The 19,474-nt window shown below is 65.3% G+C and carries 12 protein-coding genes; 8 read left to right on the top strand and 4 right to left on the bottom strand.

Features of this window, described 5'->3' with window-relative positions; genetic code table 11:
• The first annotated feature begins 89 nt into the window (after positions 1-89).
• Both ACSQ3N_RS12405 and ACSQ3N_RS12400 read left to right on the top strand, forming a co-directional pair.
• Positions 90-1,367: a ribulose-bisphosphate carboxylase large subunit family protein gene (locus ACSQ3N_RS12405; protein ID WP_436146388.1), complete on the top strand. Its 1,278-nt coding sequence runs from the start codon at positions 90-92 to the stop codon at positions 1,365-1,367.
• Between the two features lie 3 nt (positions 1,368-1,370).
• Complete coding sequence (locus ACSQ3N_RS12400; protein ID WP_436146387.1) at positions 1,371-2,726, top strand: four-carbon acid sugar kinase family protein; 1,356 nt, start codon at positions 1,371-1,373, stop codon at positions 2,724-2,726.
• Positions 2,727-3,057: 331 nt separating this feature from the next.
• Here the strand turns inward: ACSQ3N_RS12400 and ACSQ3N_RS12395 are convergent, their stop codons facing one another.
• Positions 3,058-4,479, bottom strand: coding sequence for an aspartate kinase (locus ACSQ3N_RS12395; protein WP_056421489.1), 1,422 nt, complete (start codon positions 4,477-4,479; stop codon positions 3,058-3,060).
• A gap of 366 nt (positions 4,480-4,845) precedes the next feature.
• Between ACSQ3N_RS12395 and ACSQ3N_RS12390 the strand changes: the two genes are divergently transcribed.
• Positions 4,846-5,796: a hypothetical protein gene (locus ACSQ3N_RS12390; RefSeq protein WP_436146386.1), complete on the top strand. Its 951-nt coding sequence runs from the start codon at positions 4,846-4,848 to the stop codon at positions 5,794-5,796.
• A gap of 125 nt (positions 5,797-5,921) precedes the next feature.
• On the opposite strand, the gene lpdA is transcribed toward ACSQ3N_RS12390, so the two are convergent.
• From lpdA to aceE, 3 genes are read right to left on the bottom strand one after another with little or no spacing between them, the layout of a single operon-like run.
• A complete protein-coding gene (gene lpdA / locus ACSQ3N_RS12385) occupies positions 5,922-7,805 on the bottom strand; it encodes a dihydrolipoyl dehydrogenase (protein ID WP_436146385.1) in 1,884 nt (627 codons plus the stop codon).
• A gap of 15 nt (positions 7,806-7,820) precedes the next feature.
• A complete protein-coding gene (gene aceF, locus ACSQ3N_RS12380; protein WP_436146384.1) occupies positions 7,821-9,518 on the bottom strand; it encodes a dihydrolipoyllysine-residue acetyltransferase in 1,698 nt (565 codons plus the stop codon).
• 18 nt (positions 9,519-9,536) lie between these two features.
• Entirely contained in the window at positions 9,537-12,254 is a 2,718-nt protein-coding gene (gene aceE, locus ACSQ3N_RS12375; RefSeq protein WP_436146383.1) for a pyruvate dehydrogenase (acetyl-transferring), homodimeric type, read from the bottom strand.
• Between the two features lie 176 nt (positions 12,255-12,430).
• Here aceE and ACSQ3N_RS12370 point away from each other — a divergent pair, with 176 nt between their 5' ends.
• The 5 genes from ACSQ3N_RS12370 (at position 12,431) to ACSQ3N_RS12350 (ending at position 19,451) form a co-directional block, all read left to right on the top strand.
• Positions 12,431-14,983, top strand: coding sequence for a PAS domain S-box protein (locus ACSQ3N_RS12370; protein ID WP_369817158.1), 2,553 nt, complete (start codon positions 12,431-12,433; stop codon positions 14,981-14,983).
• Positions 14,980-15,606, top strand: coding sequence for a response regulator transcription factor (locus ACSQ3N_RS12365; RefSeq protein WP_056168907.1), 627 nt, complete (start codon positions 14,980-14,982; stop codon positions 15,604-15,606). Before ACSQ3N_RS12370 ends, ACSQ3N_RS12365 begins: the two co-directional genes overlap by 4 nt.
• A gap of 88 nt (positions 15,607-15,694) precedes the next feature.
• Positions 15,695-16,549: a bifunctional methylenetetrahydrofolate dehydrogenase/methenyltetrahydrofolate cyclohydrolase FolD gene (gene folD, locus ACSQ3N_RS12360; protein ID WP_436146382.1), complete on the top strand. Its 855-nt coding sequence runs from the start codon at positions 15,695-15,697 to the stop codon at positions 16,547-16,549.
• A gap of 116 nt (positions 16,550-16,665) precedes the next feature.
• Positions 16,666-18,711 (top strand): M3 family metallopeptidase, encoded by a 2,046-nt coding sequence (locus ACSQ3N_RS12355; protein WP_056168900.1) that lies wholly within the window; start codon positions 16,666-16,668, stop codon positions 18,709-18,711.
• An 86-nt stretch (positions 18,712-18,797) separates the two neighbouring features.
• On the top strand, positions 18,798-19,451 hold the full coding sequence (locus ACSQ3N_RS12350) for a glutaredoxin family protein (protein ID WP_082516952.1): 654 nt from the start codon (positions 18,798-18,800) through the stop codon (positions 19,449-19,451).
• The last annotated feature ends 23 nt before the right edge of the window (positions 19,452-19,474 follow it).

Genomic DNA, 19,474 nt, shown 5'->3' with positions numbered 1-19,474 from the left:
GTTGAGTGCGTGCAATTTTCAAGCCAAATAGGCCTCTACCGCTTGATCCATAAGCGCTAGCAGCTATCAAAACAGTAGTAAAGCTAACCATGTCCCCAGACCGCTTTCAAGCCACCTACCTGATCGAGACCCCGCTAGACCCCGCCCACGTGGCCGAAGTGCTGGCGGGCGAGCAGTCGTGCGGCACCTTCACCCGGGTGGAGGGAGAGACCGACGCGCTGCGCGAACGTGCGCGCGCCACGGTCGAGTCGGTCGAGCTGCTGGACGTGGCACCCGCCCCTTCGCTGCCCAACGGCTGGATGCAGCGGCGCGGCATGTTCGACACGCCGCAGACCTGGCAGCGGGCCCGGCTGCGGGTGAGCTTTCCGTGCGACAACATCGGCCCCAACCTGCCGACGCTGGCCGCCACGGTGTCGGGCAATCTGTACGACCTGGGCGAGGTCACCGGCCTGCGCCTGGAGTCGATGAAGCTGCCGAGCAGCTACCGCGCCCAGTTCGACATGCCCCGACACGGCATCGCCGGCACCCGCGCGCTGACCGGCGTGCAGGGCCGCCCGCTGATCGGCACCATCATCAAACCCAACGTGGGCTTGTCGGCGGAAGAAACCGGCGACCTGGCCGGCCGCCTGTGCGCTGCGGGGGTGGACTTCATCAAGGACGACGAAGTCTGCGCCAACCCGGTTCACGCACCGCTGGCCGACCGCGTCAAAGCCGTGATGCGCCGGGTGCGCGCCCACCAGGACAAGACCGGCAAGCTGGTCATGGTGGCCTTCAACATCACCGACGAGACCGACGCCATGCGCCGCCACGCCGACCTGATTGCCGCCGAAGGTGGCAGCTGCGTGATGGTGAGCCTGAACTGGTGCGGCTACTCGGCCGTGCAAACCCTGCGCCGCCACAGCCCGCTGGCGCTGCATGGCCACCGCAACGGCTACGGCGCGCTGTCGCGCCACCCGTTGCTAGGCTTTTCATTCAACGCCTGGCAAACGCTGTGGCGCCTGGCGGGCGTGGACCACATGCATGTGCACGGCCTGCAGGGCAAGTTCTCGCAGACCGATGAAGAAGTCATCGAGTCGGCCCACGACACGCTGGCGCCGCTGTGCGAAGGGCTGGACGACCGCGTGCTGCCAGCGTTTTCCAATGGCCAGTGGGCCGGCACCGTGCCCGCCACGTGGGACAGCATCCGGTCCAACGACCTGCTGTTCATGTCCGGCGGCGGCATTCTGGCCCACCCCAACGGCCCCGCTGCGGGCGTGGCCAGCCTGCAGCAGGCCTGGGACGCGGTGCAAAAGGGCGAGACCCTGAGCCAGCGCGCCACTCACGCCTCCGAGCTGCGCCGTGCGATCGAATTCTTCGGCAAGAAATAAGCGATGACGACGAGTGCCCCCCTGTACGGCTGGTACGGCGACGATTTCACCGGCGCCACCGACACCCTGGCCGTGCTGGCCCAGGCCGGCCTGCGCTCAATGCTGTTCATGGGCGTGCCCAGCGCCGAGGCGCTGGCCGCTGCCGGGCCGCTCGATGCGGTGGGCATTGCCGGTGCTGCGCGCGCCATGCCGCCAGAGGCCATGCGGGCCGAGATGTCCGCTGTAGGCCGCTTCTTCGAAAAGCTGGCGCCGCCGGTGCTGCACTACAAGGTGTGCTCCACCTTCGACAGCGCCCCGCATGTCGGCAACATCGCTTGCGGCATTCAGACCCTGCACCCGTTTGTGAACAACCGCTGGGTGCCCATCGTGGGTGGGCAGCCCAGCCTGGGGCGCTACTGCGCGTTCAGCAACCTGTTCGCTGCTGCGGGCACGGGCGGCGCCGTGCACCGCATAGACCGCCACCCCACCATGCGCCAGCACCCGGTCACGCCCATGGGCGAGGCCGACCTCCGGCTCCATCTGGCGCGCCAGGGGCTCGACGGCATCACCGCCCTGCACTACCCGCTGTACGACGCCACCACCGACACCGACACCACCACCACCGACGCCCTGGACGCCGCCCTGCAGGCCCTGCTGGCACATGGCGCAGCGTCCCACGCCATGGCGCCTACCTTGCTGGACCTGACCACGCCCGGCCAGTTGGCCACGGTAGGCCGCCTGCTGTGGCAGCAGTCTCAACACGCCCGGTTGCTGGCCGTGGGCTCCAGCGCCGTGGCCCAGGCGCTGGTCGCCCACTGGGGCAAGCCCGCGTCCACGGCCGCTGCACCGCTGGCGCCCGCCGACGGGCCGGTGTTGGCCTGGGCGGGCAGCTTGTCCCCTCTGACCGCCGCGCAGGTGAAGGCCGCCACCGCATACCACCGCATTGCCGTGGATGCCCAACGGCTGTGCAGTGACACGGCCTACGCGCAGGGTCTGCAGGACGCCATCTGCACGGGGCTGAACAGCGGACAAAACGTGCTGGCCTTCACCGGCCCCGCGGACGGCGCGCCCCTGGCCGCTGGGGCCTCGTCCACCCATGTCGCCCAGGCCAGCGCCCATCTGATCGCCCGCGTGGTGCAAGCCCGCGCAGAACACGGCGCGCCACTGCGCCGCATCGGCATCGCGGGCGGTGACACGTCCAGCCACGCAGTCCAGGCGCTGCAGTTGTGGGGGCTGTCGTACAAGACCACGGTCTGTCCGGGCGTCACGCTGAGCAGCGCACACAGCGCAGACCCGTCGCGCCACGGGCTGGAGTTGATGCTCAAGGGTGGACAGATGGGGGGAGCGGATCTGTTCGAAAGGCTGCTCGGCCATGGGTAACGCCAGCAATGCCCACGTGTTCTCCAGACCAGCAAACCGTTCACGCTGAGCCTGTCGAAGCGCGGCACAACTCGTCGAACCACCTCCCCTGAGCACCTCGCAGGGCCCAGCCCAAACCGCCTGGGATCGGCCTGGCACACCACGAGACTGAACGCAAACCCGTGGGGCGGACACCCTCAAATTTGCCCACACCCGTTCACGTCCACCCAGACGACAAAAAGCCCGCGCAAGGCGGGCTCTCGGTCATCCATCGCAGGCTTCCTGCATCGGCTCTCTGCATCTGCTTTTATGCACCGGCATCGCGGCAGGCCATACCCCTGCCGCCACGTCATCACACGCGGGGCACCGGCGCGCCGGAGTTCACGCACAGCGCCAAGTTCAACGCCTTGACCGCCGTCTTGTAGTCTTCGCGTTCGATCACGAACTGCATGTTCACCTGGCGCAGCGTCTGCGACACGCAGTTGACGTTGACCTCTGCATCGGCCAGCGCCTGCGCCGCCTTGGCCAGCACACCGGGAATGCTGATGTTGGAGCCGATGGCGCACACGATGGCGCTGGGCTTGATCGTCACGATCTGGTAGTCCCGCTGCAGCTCGGCCACCATGGCGGGCGTGAGCTGGTTGTCCCACACCAGGTGGGCGATCGAGTTGGCGTTCGTCGCCTTCAGGATGTAGCTCACGCCGTGCTTGCAGAACACGTTCATCAGGCCGGCATCGAAGCCCACCGTGCCCACCATGCTGGGGTCGTGGATCTCGATCAGCGTGACCTTGTCGGTGCCGGTGACGATCTCCACGCGGGCGCGCTCGCCCACGAAGTCCTTGGTGATCAGCGTGCCGGGGTGGTCGGGCTCGAACGTGTTCTTCAGGCGGATCGGAATGCCGGCCAGCTCCATGGGCTTGGCGGCCTTGGGGTGGATGGCCTCCATGCCGACGTCGGCCAGTTGGTCGGCCACGTCGTAGTTGGTGGCGCCGACCACGATGGCGTTTTCCAGGCCGACCAGGTTGGGGTCGGCAGACGACAGATGGAATTCCTTGTGGATCACCGCCTCGGCCGGGCGCACTTCCACCGCGATCTTGCTGAACGTGACCTCGGAATAGCCGCGGTCGAACTCGCGCATGATGCCTTCGGTGCCCTTGGTGTAGCCGGTGGCCACGACCACCTTGTCGCTCAGGTTGAGGCCCTTGAAGCTTTGCGCGATGCGCTCGTCGATGGTCCAGGCTTCGTTGTCTTCAAAGCCGGCCAGATCCATCAGGATGGCATTCACGCCGTTGGCCTTGAGGATCTCGACCGAGTTGAAGGCGCTGTGCGACTCGCCGATGGAGGCCAGCACCTCGCGCGCAGCCAGCAGAACGTCGTGGCGGCTCAGGTAACCGCTGGCCAGCACGTGCTGCATGGCGCCCAGGTACTCGCGTGCCTGGCCGATGCGCTGGTCGATGAAGGCATCCGCCACATCGAGCGGCAGGCCAATATCGGCGTAACCTGCGTTGAGCTTTTTCAGGCTGACGGCCAGCTGGGTCAAGGCATCCTGGTAGCCCTTGCCTTCGGCAAACAGCGCGTAGATGCCGCGCTCGCCCGTCTTCTTGTGCTCCAGCAGCTGGTTGGTCACGCCCGAGTACGCGGAGACCACGTAGATCCGGCCGTTGATGCGCTTGGGATCGTGCAGCACGATGTGGCGCAGCACATCGCCAAAGGCGGTCATGGAAGTGCCGCCGATCTTCTCGACAGAGATCTTGGAGTTTTGAACGTCTTGCATGGACAGGCTCAAGGGAGCAAACAAGTAAAAAAACCGGACCGCAGCGCTGCCCGAAAGGCATGCGGCAGCAAACCCGGTATTTTCCACCACTTTTGGCGCGGCACTCTGGCGCGGCCACGAGTGGGGCCAGTGGAACGCCACAAGGGCTTTGCGGCGACGGAAGGCGCGCGGGCGCTGCGACAGACACCGGCACAAATTGCGAGACCATTTTCGAGGTTCAGTGACATACTTTGCCCGCGCGCGCTTGCCTGAGGCCCTTGCAAGGCATCCACCGCTTTTGTTCATCCACAACAACCGGTACGAAGCACCATGGCACTACCCAATTTGCATGTCCGTTTTGATGGAATCGAGCAGGCGACGCCTGACATGCCCTGTTACGACCCCGCACAGCCGTGGTTTGCCCACGTGACCGTGCTCAATGCCAACTACCGCACCGACCTGAGCCCACCGGACGCCTTCCTCGACCCCAAGAGTCCGACGGGGGAAACCGGGCTGTTCTATGTGCGGTTCGAGGTATTTGCCGGGCCGACTCAAGCGGATGGCCCCATGTACGCGGTGGGCCACGACATCGACAAGCTGGGCGGGTATCCGGGCAGCGGGGACTGCATGATCGGCTTCTCGATGCAGCTGCCCAAGAACATCACCAAGGATCAGTTCGGGTCCAAGCATGGTTTCCGGATCACCGCCGATGGTTATGGCGACGTGATCGAGTCGAACGAGAACGACAACGTGGTGTTGTGGGAAAAGGCGCAAGTGCCCCCGTTGGCGCCGAAGTGGAAAGAAGGCGACCCCAGCCCGTTTTCCAACCTGAAGTTCATCGACTTCAAGGCGGTGCCGGGTAGCAAGCGTCAGCTTGACGTTCTGGTCAAGAACCAGGGCACTGAACAATCGCTGCAACTGGAGCTGCGCCTGACCGTGATGGGCCCGCCCTCCCCGGCCAGCCCTCTTGGCACGGCGGCAGAAACCGTCAGCGTCAACTCCACAGCGATTCCCCCCGGCGGCCAGACCTGGGTGCGCTTCAGCGCGCGCAGCGCCTTCGTGCAGCCGCTGGCGGACCTTTCATTGCGCGAGCGCCGGGGCCTGGCACAGGGGGCCAACCGCCGGTTTCGGCAGGTGCAATCGGGAGCGTCGGGCTTTGCCGATATCGGCCCTTTGTCACGGTACCTGGTGGTGGAAAAGAACTTCGATTTTGTGCCGCTCAAGCCCTTCTTCATCGCACTGATGAACTCGGAGCGCAGCGAGAAGGTGGCCTTCGGAGAGAACAAGCCGGTGACCAAACCACCGCGCAAACGCCCGATTGCGATTCCGCACAAGTGACGAGGGTGGCTTGCATCGGGCTCCGGTCCTGATCAGGCTGACAACGGCCCAGCAACCCCTTGGGCAGACGAAAAAAAGCCCAGGCAGCGAACTGCCTGGGCTGTTTTGCGCAATGGCTGATGCGATTACTTCTTCTGCGGCGGCACATCCGTGCAGCTGCCGTGGGCGATCTCCGCCGCCATGCCGATGCTTTCGCCCAGCGTGGGGTGCGGGTGGATGGTCTTGCCGATGTCGACTGCGTCCGCGCCCATCTCGATGGCCAAAGCGATCTCGCCGATCATGTCGCCAGCGTGGGTGCCCACGATGCCGCCGCCCAGGATCTTGCCGTGGCCGTGGGCCTCTGGCGAGTCGTCGAACAGCAGCTTGGTCACGCCCTCATCGCGGCCGTTGGCGATGGCGCGGCCGGAAGCATTCCACGGGAACAGGCCCTTCTTGACCTTGATGCCTTGCGCCTTGGCCTGGTCTTCGGTCAGGCCCACCCATGCCACTTCGGGGTCGGTGTAGGCCACGCTCGGGATCACGCGGGCGTTGAAGGCGGCGCTGGCCAGTTCCTTGTTGCCTTGCAGTTCACCAGCGATGACTTCGGCTGCCACGTGCGCTTCATGCACCGCCTTGTGCGCCAGCATGGGCTGGCCCACGATGTCGCCGATGGCGAAGATGTGCGGCACGTTGGTGCGCATCTGGATGTCGACGTTGATGAAGCCGCGGTCCGTCACGGCCACGCCGGCCTTGTCGGCGGCGATCTTCTTGCCGTTGGGCGTGCGGCCCACGGCCTGCAGGACCAGGTCGTAGGTCTGCGGCGCGGGCGCGGTGCCGCCCTCTTCCGCTGCGGCAAACGTCACCTCGATGCCTTCGGGCGTGGCCTTGGCCCCCACCGTCTTGGTCTTGAGCATGATGTTGTCGAAGCGCGGCGCGTTCATCTTCTGCCAGATCTTGACGAGGTCGCGGTCGGCGCCTTGCATCAGGCCGTCCATCATCTCGACCACGTCCAGGCGTGCGCCCAGCGTGCTGTACACGGTGCCCATTTCGAGGCCGATGATGCCGCCGCCCAGGATGAGCATGCGCTTGGGGACTTCCTTGAGCGCCAGGGCGCCGGTAGAGTCGACCACGCGTGGATCGTCGGGCATGAAGGGCAGGCGCACGGCCTGGCTGCCGGCGGCGATGATGGCCTTCTTGAAGGCGATGACCTTCTTGGTGCCCGTCTTCTCCTGCGCGGTGCCGCTGGTCTCTTCCACCTCGAGGTGGTTGGCGCCGACGAAGCTGCCGTAGCCGCGCACGGTGGTCACCTTGCGCATCTTGGCCATGGCGGCCAGGCCGCCGGTGAGCTTGCCGATGACCTTGTCCTTGTGGCCGCGCAGCGTGTCGATGTTGACCTGCGGTGCGCCGAAGTCGATGCCGGCCGCCTTGAGGTGGCTGACTTCATCGATCACGGCGGCAACGTGCAGCAGCGCCTTGGAGGGGATGCAGCCCACGTTCAGGCACACGCCGCCCAGGGTGGCGTAACGCTCGACGATGACGACCTTGAGGCCCAGGTCGGCCGCGCGGAAGGCGGCGCTGTAGCCGCCGGGGCCGCCACCGAGCACGACAACGTCGCAGTCCAGGTCGGCCGTGCCGCCGAAGCTGGATGCTTCGATTTTAGGAGCAGCTGGCGCTTGTGCCGCGGGCGCTGGAGCAGCTTTTTGCTCAGAACTTGCGGGTGCAGATGCCGCGGCTGGAGCAGCCGCAGCCGCAGCCGCAGGCGCAGGCGCAGGCGCCGGTGCAGCGGCCGCATCCGACGTTTCGAGCGTGAGCACCACCGAGCCTTCGGCGATCTTGTCGCCGAGCTTGACCTTCAGCTCCTTGACCACACCGGCGTGGCTGGAGGGGATCTCCATGGAGGCCTTGTCGGACTCCACGGTGACCAGGCTCTGCTCGGCCTTGATGGTGTCGCCGGGCTTGACCAGCACTTCGATGATCGCCACTTCGGCGAAGTCGCCGATGTCCGGAACCTTGATATCAATGATTGCCATACCAGGGTCTCCTTGTTACAGCAGGATGCGGCGGTAGTCCGCCAGCACCTGGCCCAGATAGGCGTTAAAGCGCGCAGCCGATGCACCGTCGATGACGCGGTGGTCGTACGACAGCGACAGCGGCAGCACCAGGCGCGGCACGAACTGCTTGCCGTCCCACACGGGCTTGGTCTGGCCCTTGGACAGGCCCAGGATGGCCACTTCGGGTGCGTTGATGATGGGGGTGAAGTGCGTGCCGCCGATGCCGCCCAGCGAGCTGATGGACATGCAGCCGCCCTGCATGTCGGCAGCGCCGAGCTTGCCGTCGCGGGCCTTCTTGGCCAGCTCACCCATCTCCTGGCTGATCTGGATGATGCCCTTCTTGTCGGCGTCCTTGAGCACGGGCACCACGAGGCCGTTGGGCGTGTCGGCCGCAAAGCCGATGTGGTAGTACTGCTTGTAGACGAGTGTGTCGCCGTCCAGGCTGGTGTTGAACTCAGGGAATTTCTTGAGCGCGGCCACCACGGCCTTGATCACGAAGGCGAGCATGGTCACCTTGACGCCGCTCTTCTCGTTCTCCTTGTTGGTGGAGACGCGGAAGGCTTCGAGTTCGGTGATGTCGGCCTCGTCGTTGTTGGTGACGTGGGGGATCATCACCCAGTTGCGGTGCAGGTTGGCGCCGCTGATCTTCTTGATGCGCGACAGGTCCTTGCGCTCCACAGTGCCGAACTTGGTGAAGTCGACCTTGGGCCAGGGCAGCAGATCGAGGCCTGCGCCGGAGCCACCGCTGCCGCCCGCGGGCGCCTTGGCGGCCTGGGCCTTGGTCTGGGTGGCGCCGCTCATCACCTGCTTGGTGAAGGCCTGCACGTCGTCCTGGCTGATGCGGCCCTTGGGGCCGGTGCCCTTGACCTCGTCGAGCGGTACGCCGAGTTCGCGGGCGAACTTGCGCACGGAGGGCGATGCGTGCGGCAGGCCGGGGGTGGGCGTGCCGGGCTGGTGGGCGGGCACGGCCGCCGCTGCCGGGGCAGGTGCTGCCGCAGCGGCCTGGGCCGGAGCCGGCGCTGGGGCGGCTGCCTGGGCTGCAGGCGCAGCAGCAGCAACAACCGGGGCGGCTGCAGGTGCCGGCGTAGATGCCGCAGGCGCGGCTGCACCTTCCAGCACCGCGACCAGGTCGCCGATGTTCACGGTGTCGCCGATCTTGACCTTGAGTTCCTTGAGCACGCCGGCGGCGGGCGAAGGGATCTCCATCGACGCCTTGTCGGACTCCACGGTGAAGAGCGACTGCTCGACCTTGACCGTGTCGCCGACCTTGACCAGCATCTCGATGATGGCCACGTCCTTGAAGTCGCCGATGTCGGGAACGCGCACTTCCACTGGGCCGGACGCAGCAGGCGCTGCAGCAGGTGCAGGAGCCGCAGCTGCAGGCGCCGCAGCCGGTGCTGCTGCTGCAGCGGGTGCAGAAGCTGCGGCCGGTGCTGGAGCCGCTGCGCCAGCGTCGGCCGATTCGAGCACGACGATGACGGAGCCCTGCTTGACCTTGTCGCCCACGGCGATCTTGATCTCCTTGATCACGCCGGCGTGGCTCGAAGGGATTTCCATCGATGCCTTGTCGGATTCGACGGTGATGAGCGACTGCTCTGCCTTGACCGTGTCGCCGGGTTTCACGAGCAACTCGATCACGCCGACTTCGTCGAAGTCTCCGATGTCCGGAACTTGAATGTCTACCAATGCCATTGTTGTCTCCGGTTCGATTTATGCGTAGAGCGGGTTGACCTTGTCGGCCTGGATGTTGTACTTGGCGATGGCCTCGGCCACCTTGGCCACGGGCACCTTGCCTTCTTCGGACAGCGCCTTCAGAGCGGCCACGACAATGTAGTGGCGGTTGATCTCGAAGTGCTCACGCAGCTTGCTGCGGAAGTCGCTGCGCCCAAAGCCGTCGGTGCCCAGCACCTTGTAGGTACGGCCGGCCGGGATGAACGAGCGGATCTGGTCCGCATAGTTCTTCATGTAGTCGGTGGATGCGACCACGGGGCCCGTGGTCTTGCCCAGTTGCTCGGCCACGAAGGACGTGCGTGGGGTTTCCGTGGGGTGCAGCAGGTTCCAGCGCTCCACGTCCTGGCCGTCGCGGGCCAGTTCGTTGAAGCTGGGGCAGCTCCAGATGCTGGCGGCCACGCCCCATTCCTTTTCGAGCAGTTCCTGGGCGAAGAAGGATTCGCGCAGGATGGTGCCGCTGCCCAGCAGTTGCACGGTGGGTGCGTCTGCCGCCAGGGCGGGCGCCTGCTTGCACAGGTACATGCCCTTGATGATCTGCTCTTCCGTGCCGGGCTGCAGGCCGGGCATGGGGTAGTTTTCGTTGAGCAGCGTCAGGTAGTAGAAGACGTTTTCCTGGCGCTCGACCATGCGCTTCAGACCGTGGTGCATGATCACGCCGACTTCGTGGGCGAAGGTCGGGTCGTAGCTCACGCAGTTGGGGATGGTGCCGGCCAGGATGTGGCTGTGGCCGTCTTCGTGCTGCAGGCCTTCGCCGTTGAGCGTGGTGCGTCCGGACGTGCCGCCCAGCAGGAAGCCGCGGGCCTGCATGTCACCCGCCGCCCAGGCGAGGTCGCCGATGCGCTGGAAGCCGAACATCGAGTAGTACACGTAGAACGGGATCATGATCCGGTTGTTCGTGCTGTAGCTGGTGGCCGCGGCGATCCAGCTGGCCATGCCGCCGGCTTCGTTGATGCCTTCCTGCAGGATCTGGCCGGCCTTGTCTTCCTTGTAGTACATCACTTGGTCGCGGTCGACCGGGGTGTACAGCTGGCCCTTGGGGTTGTAGATGCCGATCTGGCGGAACAGGCCTTCCATGCCGAAGGTGCGGGCCTCGTCCACCAGGATGGGCACGACGCGCGGGCCCAGGGCCTGGTCGCGCAGCAGCTGCGTCAAGAAGCGCACATACGCCTGGGTGGTGGAGATTTCACGGCCTTCGGCGGTGGGCTCCAGCACAGCCTTGAAGGTGTCGAGCGAGGGCACGGTGAAGCTCTCTTCGGCCTTGGGCAGGCGCTTGGGCAGGTAGCCGCCCAGAGCCTTGCGGCGCTCTTGCAGGTACTGCATTTCCGGCGTGTCGTCGGCCGGCTTGTAGTAGGGGATGTCGGCCAGCTGGCTGTCCGGAATCGGGATGTTGAAGCGGTCGCGGATGTACTTGATGTCTTCGTCCGACAGCTTCTTGGTCTGGTGCACGGTGTTCTTGCCTTCACCGGCCTTGCCCATGCCATAACCCTTGACGGTCTTGACCAGCAGCACCGTGGGCTGGTTCTTGTGCTCGTTGGCGGCGTGGAAAGCGGCGTACACCTTGGCGGGCTCGTGGCCACCGCGGCGCAGCTCGAAGATCTCTTCGTCGCTCATGTGCTCGACCAGCTTGGCCGTTTCGGGGTACTTGCCGAAGAAGTTCTTGCGCACGAAGGCGCCGTCGTTGGCCTTCATGGCCTGGTAGTCGCCGTCCAGCGTCTCCATCATCAGCTGTTTGAGCTTGCCGGTCTTGTCGCGCGCCAGCAGGGTGTCCCAGCCATTGCCCCACAGAAGCTTGATGACGTTCCAGCCGCTGCCGCGGAACTCGCTTTCGAGCTCTTGCACGATCTTGCCGTTGCCGCGCACCGGGCCGTCCAGGCGCTGCAGATTGCAGTTGACGACAAAGACCAGGTTGTCCAGGTTTTCACGCGCGGCCAGGCCGATGGCGCCCAGCGATTCGGGCTCGTCCATTTCGCCGTCGCCGCAGAAGACCCAGACCTTGCGCTTGGCCGTGTCGGCAATGCCGCGGGCGTGCAGGTACTTGAGAAAGCGCGCCTGGTAGATGGCCATCAGCGGGCCGAGGCCCATCGACACCGTGGGGAACTGCCAGAACTCGGGCATCAGCTTGGGGTGCGGGTAGCTCGAGAGGCCCTTGCCGTCCACTTCCTGGCGGAAGCTGTCGAGCTGCTCTTCGGTCAGGCGGCCTTCGAGGTAGGCGCGGGCGTAGATGCCGGGCGAGCTGTGGCCCTGGATGTACAGCAGGTCGCCGCCGTGGTCTTCACTGGCGGCGTGCCAGAAGTGGTTGAAACCAGCGCCGAACATGCTGGCGACGGACGCGAACGAGCCGATGTGACCGCCCAGGTCGCCACCGTCGGCCGGGTTCAGGCGGTTGGCCCGCACGACCATGGCCATGGCGTTCCATCGCATGTAGGCGCGCAGGCGCTTTTCGATCGCAATGTTGCCAGGGCAATGGGCTTCCTGGTCGACTTCGATGGTGTTCACGTAGCCCGTGTTGGCAGAGAACGGCATGTCGATGCTGCTCTGGCGGGCGTGTTCTAAAAGCTGCTCCAACAGGAAATGGGCACGCTCAGGGCCCTCCTTGTCGATGACGGCGGACAGGGCGTCCATCCATTCACGGGTTTCCTGCTGGTCGGCGTCCGTGCCGATGCCGAAACCGGCCGTTTGGTCGGGCTGAGCTGACATGTTTTGTCTCCTGTAGATGTGGCAGCAAATTTAGGTCGTTGGCTCTAGTTTCGCATATTTTTTGCCAATTTCAAATGGTGCTTATGCATTTCACATTGCAAGAAAATGCTGCAAACGCACAAAATAGCGAAGACAGTGTGGGCACAAGCCTCCCCTACACTCGGAGGATGGACTCGATGCCCTCCGCCTCCCCTCCCACGGCGTCCCCCGTGGTCGCGCCCCTTCGCTGGTGGCGCAAGTGGTGGCGTGGGCTGTCGCCCACCCGGCAGGACCGTTTTGCGGCGTTGGCCCCTCTGGCCGCGGTGCTGATGTTTCTGGCGGCTATCGTGGCGGCGTTCTGGTATTTGAGGGCGGAAGAGGCCGAACGGGAACAGGAAGCCCTGCGCCGTGATGTGGAATACGCCCAGCAGCGTGTGCGACTGCGCCTGCTGGAACGGCAGGAACAGCTCATGCGCATTGCGCGCGACCTGTCGAACCAGGAGCTGGAGCGCTCCGAATTCGTGAGCCGCGCCGAGACCCTGATCAGCCAATACCCCGAACTGCAGGCCATCACCTGGATCGACGAGCGCCGCCGCATCCGCGCCAGCCACGCCGCCCCCACCCTGGCAAGCAGCGAGCTGCGCATTGCCGGCGAGGTGCTCAAGCCTGGCGACACAGCGGACACTTTCGGCCTGGCACGCGACCTGCAGCAGCCCGTGTACGCCCAGCCCGCGGTCACCGCGGGAGACGCCACACCGCTGCTGCAACTGCAGGTGCCGCTGAACAACCAAGGCAAGTTCAGCGGTGTGGTATTGGGCGAATATTCCATCGACAGCCTGCTGCGCTACGGCACGCCCACCGAGGTGCTGGCGCGCTATGCCGTGACGCTGCTGGACGGCAAGAACCAGGTACTGGCGGGCACGCCGCTGGGGCCGCGCAACACCGCCACGCAGCTGCTGCCGTGGGCGCCGCGGGCCAATGAATACGAGGTGCCCGTCTCGCCCGTAGGCAACGGCCTGGTGCTGAAAGCGCAGGCCTACCGCACATCGCTGGGCGTGGTGGGCAGCGGGCTTTTCTGGCTGGTGGGCACGCTGTCGGCCATGACGGCCTGGATGCTGATCGCCACCTGGCGCCACACGCGCCGGCGCATGCAGGCGCAGCAGGCCCTGGTGGCCGAGACCAACTTCCGCCGTGCGATGGAGAACTCCATACTGACCGGCATGCGCGCGCTGGACATGGAAGGCCGCATCACGTACGTGAACGCCGCTTTCTGCCAGATGACCGGCTGGAGCGAGGCCGAGCTGGTGGGCCTGAAGGCGCCCTTCCCCTACTGGCCCGATTCCGACCACGAAGCCCTGCACGCCAAGCTGCGCGACGAGCTGTCGGGCAAGACCATCGTGGGTGGCTTTCAGGTGCGGGTGCGGCGCAAGAGCGGCACCTTGTTCGATGCGCGGCTGTACGTGTCGCCGCTGATCGACGCGCGCGGCCATCAGACCGGCTGGATGACGTCGATGACCGACATCACCGAGCCCAACCGCATCCGCGAGCAGCTGTCGGCATCGCACGAACGCTTCACCATCGTGCTCGAGTCGCTGGACGCTTCGGTATCCGTCGCTCCGCTGGGCAGCGAGGAGCTGCTGTTTGCCAATAAGCTGTACCGGCAATGGTTTGGCTCGCAGACCGGCGGGCATCTGCAACTGGTGGCGCAGGCTGGTGTGGTGCCCGTGGCAGGCACCAGCAACACCGGCATGGACGACGAGGACGGCCTGATGGGGCTGCCGACCGACCCACTCACCAGCGCTCGCACCGAAAACGCCGAAATCTATCTGCCCGACCTGGGCAAGTGGCTGGAAGTGCGGTCGCGCTACCTGAACTGGGTGGACGGGCGCCTCGCGCAGATGGTGATTGCCACCGACATCACGCCGCGCCGCCAGGCTGAAGAGCAGGCCTCGCGCCAGGCCGAGCGCGCCCAGTCGGTCAGCCGCCTGATCACCATGGGCGAGATGGCGTCCAGCGTGGCCCACGAGCTGAACCAGCCGCTCACGGCCATCAACAACTACTGCAGCGGCATGGTCTCGCGCATCCAGAGCGGGCAGTTGACCGAAGAGGCCCTGCTGACCGCGCTGCAGAAGACGGCCCACCAGGCCCAGCGGGCGGGCCAGATCATCCAGCGCATCCGCGCCTTTGTGAAGAAGAGCGAGCCCAACCGCACGCTGGCGGACGTGCATTCGATGGTGAACGAGGCGGTGGAGCTGGCCGACATCGAGCTGCGCCGCCACAACGTGCGCCTGACGCACTACGTGGCGGCCCGCCTGCCGCCGGTGATGGCCGACACGATCCTGATCGAGCAGGTGCTGGTCAACCTGATGAAAAACGGCGCCGAATCCATCCAGCACGCCGACCGCCCGGTGGCAGGCCGCAGCGTGGAGCTGCGGGTGGTGCCCAAGACCATCGAGGACCGTCAAGGCGTTGAATTCTCGGTGCAGGACACCGGCAAGGGCCTCGCGCCCGAGGTGCTGGAGCGCCTGTTCGAAGCGTTCTTCTCCACCAAGGCCGAAGGCATGGGCATGGGGCTGAACCTGTGCCGCAGCATCGTCGAGTCGCACCAGGGCCGGATGCAGGCGGAGAACCTCTACAATGGAACAGAGGTCATTGGCTGCAGGTTCTTCTTCTGGCTGCCGCTTGCCAAACCTGCGGATGCCACTACAAATTCTGTAGCAAACATACAAAACCCAAGGACAACTGCATGAGCTTGATTCCGAAAAAAGGCACCGTCTACGTTGTGGATGACGACGAGGCGGTTCGCGACTCCCTGCAGTGGCTGCTGGAAGGCAAGGACTACCGGGTACGCTGCTTTGATTCGGCCGAGACCTTTCTCTCGCGCTACGACCCGCGCGAGGTGGCCTGCCTGATCGTCGACATCCGCATGGGCGGCATGACCGGCCTGGAGCTGCAGGACCGCCTGATCGAGCGCAAGTCCCCCCTGCCCATCGTCTTCATCACCGGCCACGGCGACGTGCCCATGGCGGTGAACACCATGAAGAAGGGCGCGCTGGATTTCATCCAGAAACCTTTCAATGAAGAAGAACTGGTGGGCCTGGTCGAGCGCATGCTGGACCACGCCCGCGAAGCCTTCGCCGGCTACCAGCAGGCCGCCAGCCGCGACGCCCTGCTCTCCAAGCTCACCAGCCGCGAAGCCCAGGTGCTCGAACGCATCGTGGCCGGCCGCCTGAACAAGCAGATCGCCGACGACCTGGGCATCAGCATCAAGACGGTGGAGGCGCACCGCGCCAACATCATGGAAAAGCTCAACGCCAACACCGTGGCTGACCTGCTCAAGATCGCGCTGGGGCAGAACGCACCCAAGGGTTGAGCTGAACAAACTGCATTGCTCACATTTTTATAGCTGCCTGCGCTCTAAAGACAAGCGGTAGCGGCCATTTTGATTCGGTATTTTTGACATGACAGCACAGCTCATCGACGGCAACGCCCTCTCCCGACAATTGCGCGCCGATGTGGCGCAACGCGCAGCAGCACTCAAGGCCCGTGGTGTTACGCCTGGGCTGGCTGTGGTGCTGGTGGGCGACAACCCGGCCAGCCAGGTTTACGTGCGCAACAAGGTCAAAGCCTGCGAAGACGGCGGCCTGCATTCGGTGCTGGAGAAGTACGACGCCGACATGACGGAAGCCGCATTGCTGGCGCGCGTCGAAGCACTCAATAACGACCCGGCCATTCACGGCATTCTGGTGCAGCTGCCTTTGCCCAAGCACATCGATGCGCAGAAAGTGATCGAGGCCATCTCGCCCGCCAAGGACGTCGATGGCTTTCACATCGCCAGCGCTGGCGCCCTGATGACGGGCATGCCTGGCTTCTGGCCATGCACACCCTACGGCTGCATGAAGATGCTGGAAAGCATCGGCTACGACCTCAAGGGCAAACACGCTGTGGTCATCGGACGCAGCAACATCGTGGGCAAGCCCATGGCGCTGATGCTGCTGGGCCAGAACGCCACAGTCACTGTGTGCCACAGCGCCACCCAGGACCTGAAAGCCCAGACGCTGCAGACCGACGTGATCGTGGCGGCCGTGGGCAAGCGCAACGTGCTGACTGCCGACATGGTCAAGCCGGGTGCCGTGGTGATCGACGTGGGCATGAACCGCAACGATGAAGGCAAGCTCTGCGGCGATGTCGACTTCGACGGTGTCAAGGAAGTGGCCGGCTGGATCACCCCCGTCCCTGGCGGGGTTGGGCCCATGACCATTACCATGCTGCTGGTGAACACCATCGAGGCAGCCGAACGCACCGCGGCCCACTGAGCGCGGGCCAAACGGGCCAAATGCGTCAAATGGACCAAGAGCCCTGACGACGACCGGCGATTGCGCTGGCTGCCTTGCAACTTGAACCTACGCCTTTCGGCGTCATCTACCTCCGCATGAGCAACGCCCTTCTCGAATTCTCCGGCCTCCCACCCTTTGACAGCATCCGTCCCGACGACGTGGCGCCCGCCATGGATGTGCTGCTCGAGCGGGCCAGTGCGGCCCTGGAAACCGTCACGGCACCCGACTTCCCGGCCCGCTGGGATGCGATCGCCAAGGTGCTGGACGTGGCGACCGAGCGGCTGGGCATGGCCTGGGGCGCGGTGAGTCACCTCAACAGCGTGGCCGACACGCCAGAGCTGCGGGCCGCGTACAACGCCGCCTTGCCCCGCGTCACCGAATTCTGGACGCGCCTGGGCGCCGACGAGCGGCTGTATGCCAAGTACAAGGCCATCGACCCTGCCGCGCTCTCGACCGAACAGCGCCAGGCCCACCGCAATGCCGTACGCAACTTCGTGCTGAGCGGTGCAGAGCTGATCGGTGCAGCCAAGGAGCGCTTTGCCCAGATCCAGGAGCGCCAGGCCGAGCTGTCCCAAAAGTTCAGCGAGAACGCACTGGACGCCACCGACGCCTACGCCTACTACGCCACGGCCGACGAGCTGGAAGGCATTCCGTCCGATGTGCAGCAGGCAGCGCTGGCTGCAGCGCAGGCCGACGGCAAGGACGGCTACAAGCTCACCCTGAAAATGCCGTGCTACCTGCCGGTGATGCAGTTCGCCACGCGCAGCGACCTGCGCGAGAAGCTGTACCGCGCCTATGTCACCCGCGCCTCCGACCAGGCCGAGGGCGATGCGCGCAAGTTCGACAACACCGCGCTGATCAGCGAGATCCTTGCGCTGCGCCGCGAAGAGGCTCAATTGCTCGGGTACGCCAATTTTGGCGAGGTGTCCGTGGTGCCCAAGATGGCCCAGTCGCCCGACGAGGTGATCGGCTTCCTGCGCGACCTGGCCCGCCGCGCCCGGCCCTACGCCCTCAAGGACGTGGCCGACCTCCGCGCCTTTGCGGCCGAGAAGCTCTCGCTCGCGGACCCTCAGCCCTGGGATTGGCCTTATATCTCCGAGAAGCTCAAGGAGGCGCGCTATGCCTTCAGCGAGCAAGAGGTCAAGGAATACTTCACGGCACCCAAGGTGCTGGCTGGCCTGTTCAAGATCATCGAGACCTTGTTCGAGGTGGCGATTCGCCGCGACAGCGCTCCGGTATGGAACCCCGCCGTGGAGTTCTACCGCATCGAGCGCGGCGACACGCTGGTGGGCCAGTTCTACCTGGACCAACCCGCCCGCACCGGAAAGCGCGGCGGCGCCTGGATGGACGACGTGCGCACCCGCTGGCTGCGCCCCGACACCGGCGCGCTGCAGACCCCGGTGGCGCATCTGGTGTGCAACTTTGCGAGTGGCGTGGACGGCAAGCCGCCCCTGCTCACGCACGACGACGTGATCACCCTGTTCCACGAGTTCGGCCACGGCCTGCACCACATGCTCACCCAGGTGAACGAGCGCGATGTGTCGGGCATCGGCGGCGTGGAATGGGACGCGGTCGAGCTGCCCAGCCAGTTCATGGAAAATTTCTGCTGGGAATGGGACGTGCTCAAGCACATGACTGCCCATGTGGACACGGGTGCCCCGCTGCCGCGCGCGCTGTTCGACAAGATGATCGCGGCCAAGAACTTCCAGAGCGGCATGCAGACGCTGCGCCAGATCGAGTTCTCGCTGTTCGACATGCTGCTGCACACCGAACACGACCCGGCACAGGATTTCATGCCCCTGCTCAACCAAGTGCGCGCCGAGGTATCGGTGCTGACGCCCCCGGCCTTCAGCCGCACGGCCCACACCTTCAGCCACATCTTTGCAGGCGGCTACGCCGCGGGCTACTACAGCTACAAGTGGGCCGAGGTGCTGAGCGCGGACGCTTATGCCGCTTTTGAAGAAACCGCAGGCACCGACGGCCTGCCCAGCACCGAAACAGGCCGCCGCTACCGCGAGGCGATTCTGGAGGCTGGCGGAAGCCGCCCTGCTATGGAGTCCTTCAAGGCGTTCAGAGGCCGCGAGCCCAACCTGGATGCGCTGCTGCGCCACCAGGGCATGGCCGAAACGTCCGCCGCGTGAAGAAGAGAAGACACTGAGCCCGAAGCCATTGCGGTGTAATGCATCCAGGCCACAGATCAGACCCGAATGAGTGAGGAGAATTGAGCATGCACAAGCCCCTGACCGCCCCCCTGCTGGCGTCTTTGTTGATGACGCTGGCGTGTGCCGGAGCCCACGCGCAAGGCGTCTACCGCATCGTCGGGCCAGACGGCAAGGTCACGTTCTCGGACCGCCCGCCCGCAGAAGGCAATGCGCAGCCCACGCGTACGACCGGCGCCGCCCCTGCATCTGCCAATGACACCCTGCCTGTGGCGCTGCGCCAGGTTGCCGGTCGCTTCCCAGTCACGCTGTACACCGGCAATGACTGCACGCCCTGCACCTCGGCCCGCAGCTTTCTGACTGCCCGCGGCATTCCGTTCACCGAGCGCACGGTGAACAGCAATGAAGATATTGCTGCACTGCAGAAGCTGAGCAACAACACGAGCCTTCCCTTCGGCACCGTCGGGTCCCAGCACCTCATCGGGTTTTCGGAAGGCGAATGGGCACAGTATCTCGATACGGCCGGGTATCCGCCGCAATCGCAACTGCCGCGCAACTATCGCCCCCCAGCGCCTACGCCACTTGTCGCCGTCAAGGCTGCGGAGCCAACAGCCGCGCCCGCATCAAACCCAGCGTCGCCAGCGGCCAACCCCCGGGCTCGCCCCGCTGCGCCAGTCAACGAGGGCGCCTCGCCCAGCAATCCGGCAGGCATTCGTTTCTGATAGTGAACTGCGCTGGGTGGCAT

It is taken from the genome of Acidovorax sp. LjRoot194 (assembly GCF_964253015.1).
Lineage (GTDB): Bacteria > Pseudomonadota > Gammaproteobacteria > Burkholderiales > Burkholderiaceae_C > Acidovorax.
This window is presented reverse-complemented; position numbering and strand designations above follow the sequence as displayed.

Bases quoted from the DNA above. Each gene is read 5' to 3' on its own strand.
- ACSQ3N_RS12405 (WP_436146388.1), top strand. From the start codon at position 90: ATGTCCCCAGACCGCTTTCAAGCCACCTACCTGATCGAGACCCCGCTA.
- ACSQ3N_RS12400 (WP_436146387.1), top strand. From the start codon at position 1,371: ATGACGACGAGTGCCCCCCTGTACGGCTGGTACGGCGACGATTTCACC.
- ACSQ3N_RS12395 (WP_056421489.1), bottom strand. From the start codon at position 4,479: ATGCAAGACGTTCAAAACTCCAAGATCTCTGTCGAGAAGATCGGCGGC.
- ACSQ3N_RS12390 (WP_436146386.1), top strand. From the start codon at position 4,846: ATGCCCTGTTACGACCCCGCACAGCCGTGGTTTGCCCACGTGACCGTG.
- lpdA (WP_436146385.1), bottom strand. From the start codon at position 7,805: ATGGCAATCATTGATATCAAGGTTCCGGACATCGGCGACTTCGCCGAA.
- aceF (WP_436146384.1), bottom strand. From the start codon at position 9,518: ATGGCATTGGTAGACATTCAAGTTCCGGACATCGGAGACTTCGACGAA.
- aceE (WP_436146383.1), bottom strand. From the start codon at position 12,254: ATGTCAGCTCAGCCCGACCAAACGGCCGGTTTCGGCATCGGCACGGAC.
- ACSQ3N_RS12370 (WP_369817158.1), top strand. From the start codon at position 12,431: ATGCCCTCCGCCTCCCCTCCCACGGCGTCCCCCGTGGTCGCGCCCCTT.
- ACSQ3N_RS12365 (WP_056168907.1), top strand. From the start codon at position 14,980: ATGAGCTTGATTCCGAAAAAAGGCACCGTCTACGTTGTGGATGACGAC.
- folD (WP_436146382.1), top strand. From the start codon at position 15,695: ATGACAGCACAGCTCATCGACGGCAACGCCCTCTCCCGACAATTGCGC.
- ACSQ3N_RS12355 (WP_056168900.1), top strand. From the start codon at position 16,666: ATGAGCAACGCCCTTCTCGAATTCTCCGGCCTCCCACCCTTTGACAGC.
- ACSQ3N_RS12350 (WP_082516952.1), top strand. From the start codon at position 18,798: ATGCACAAGCCCCTGACCGCCCCCCTGCTGGCGTCTTTGTTGATGACG.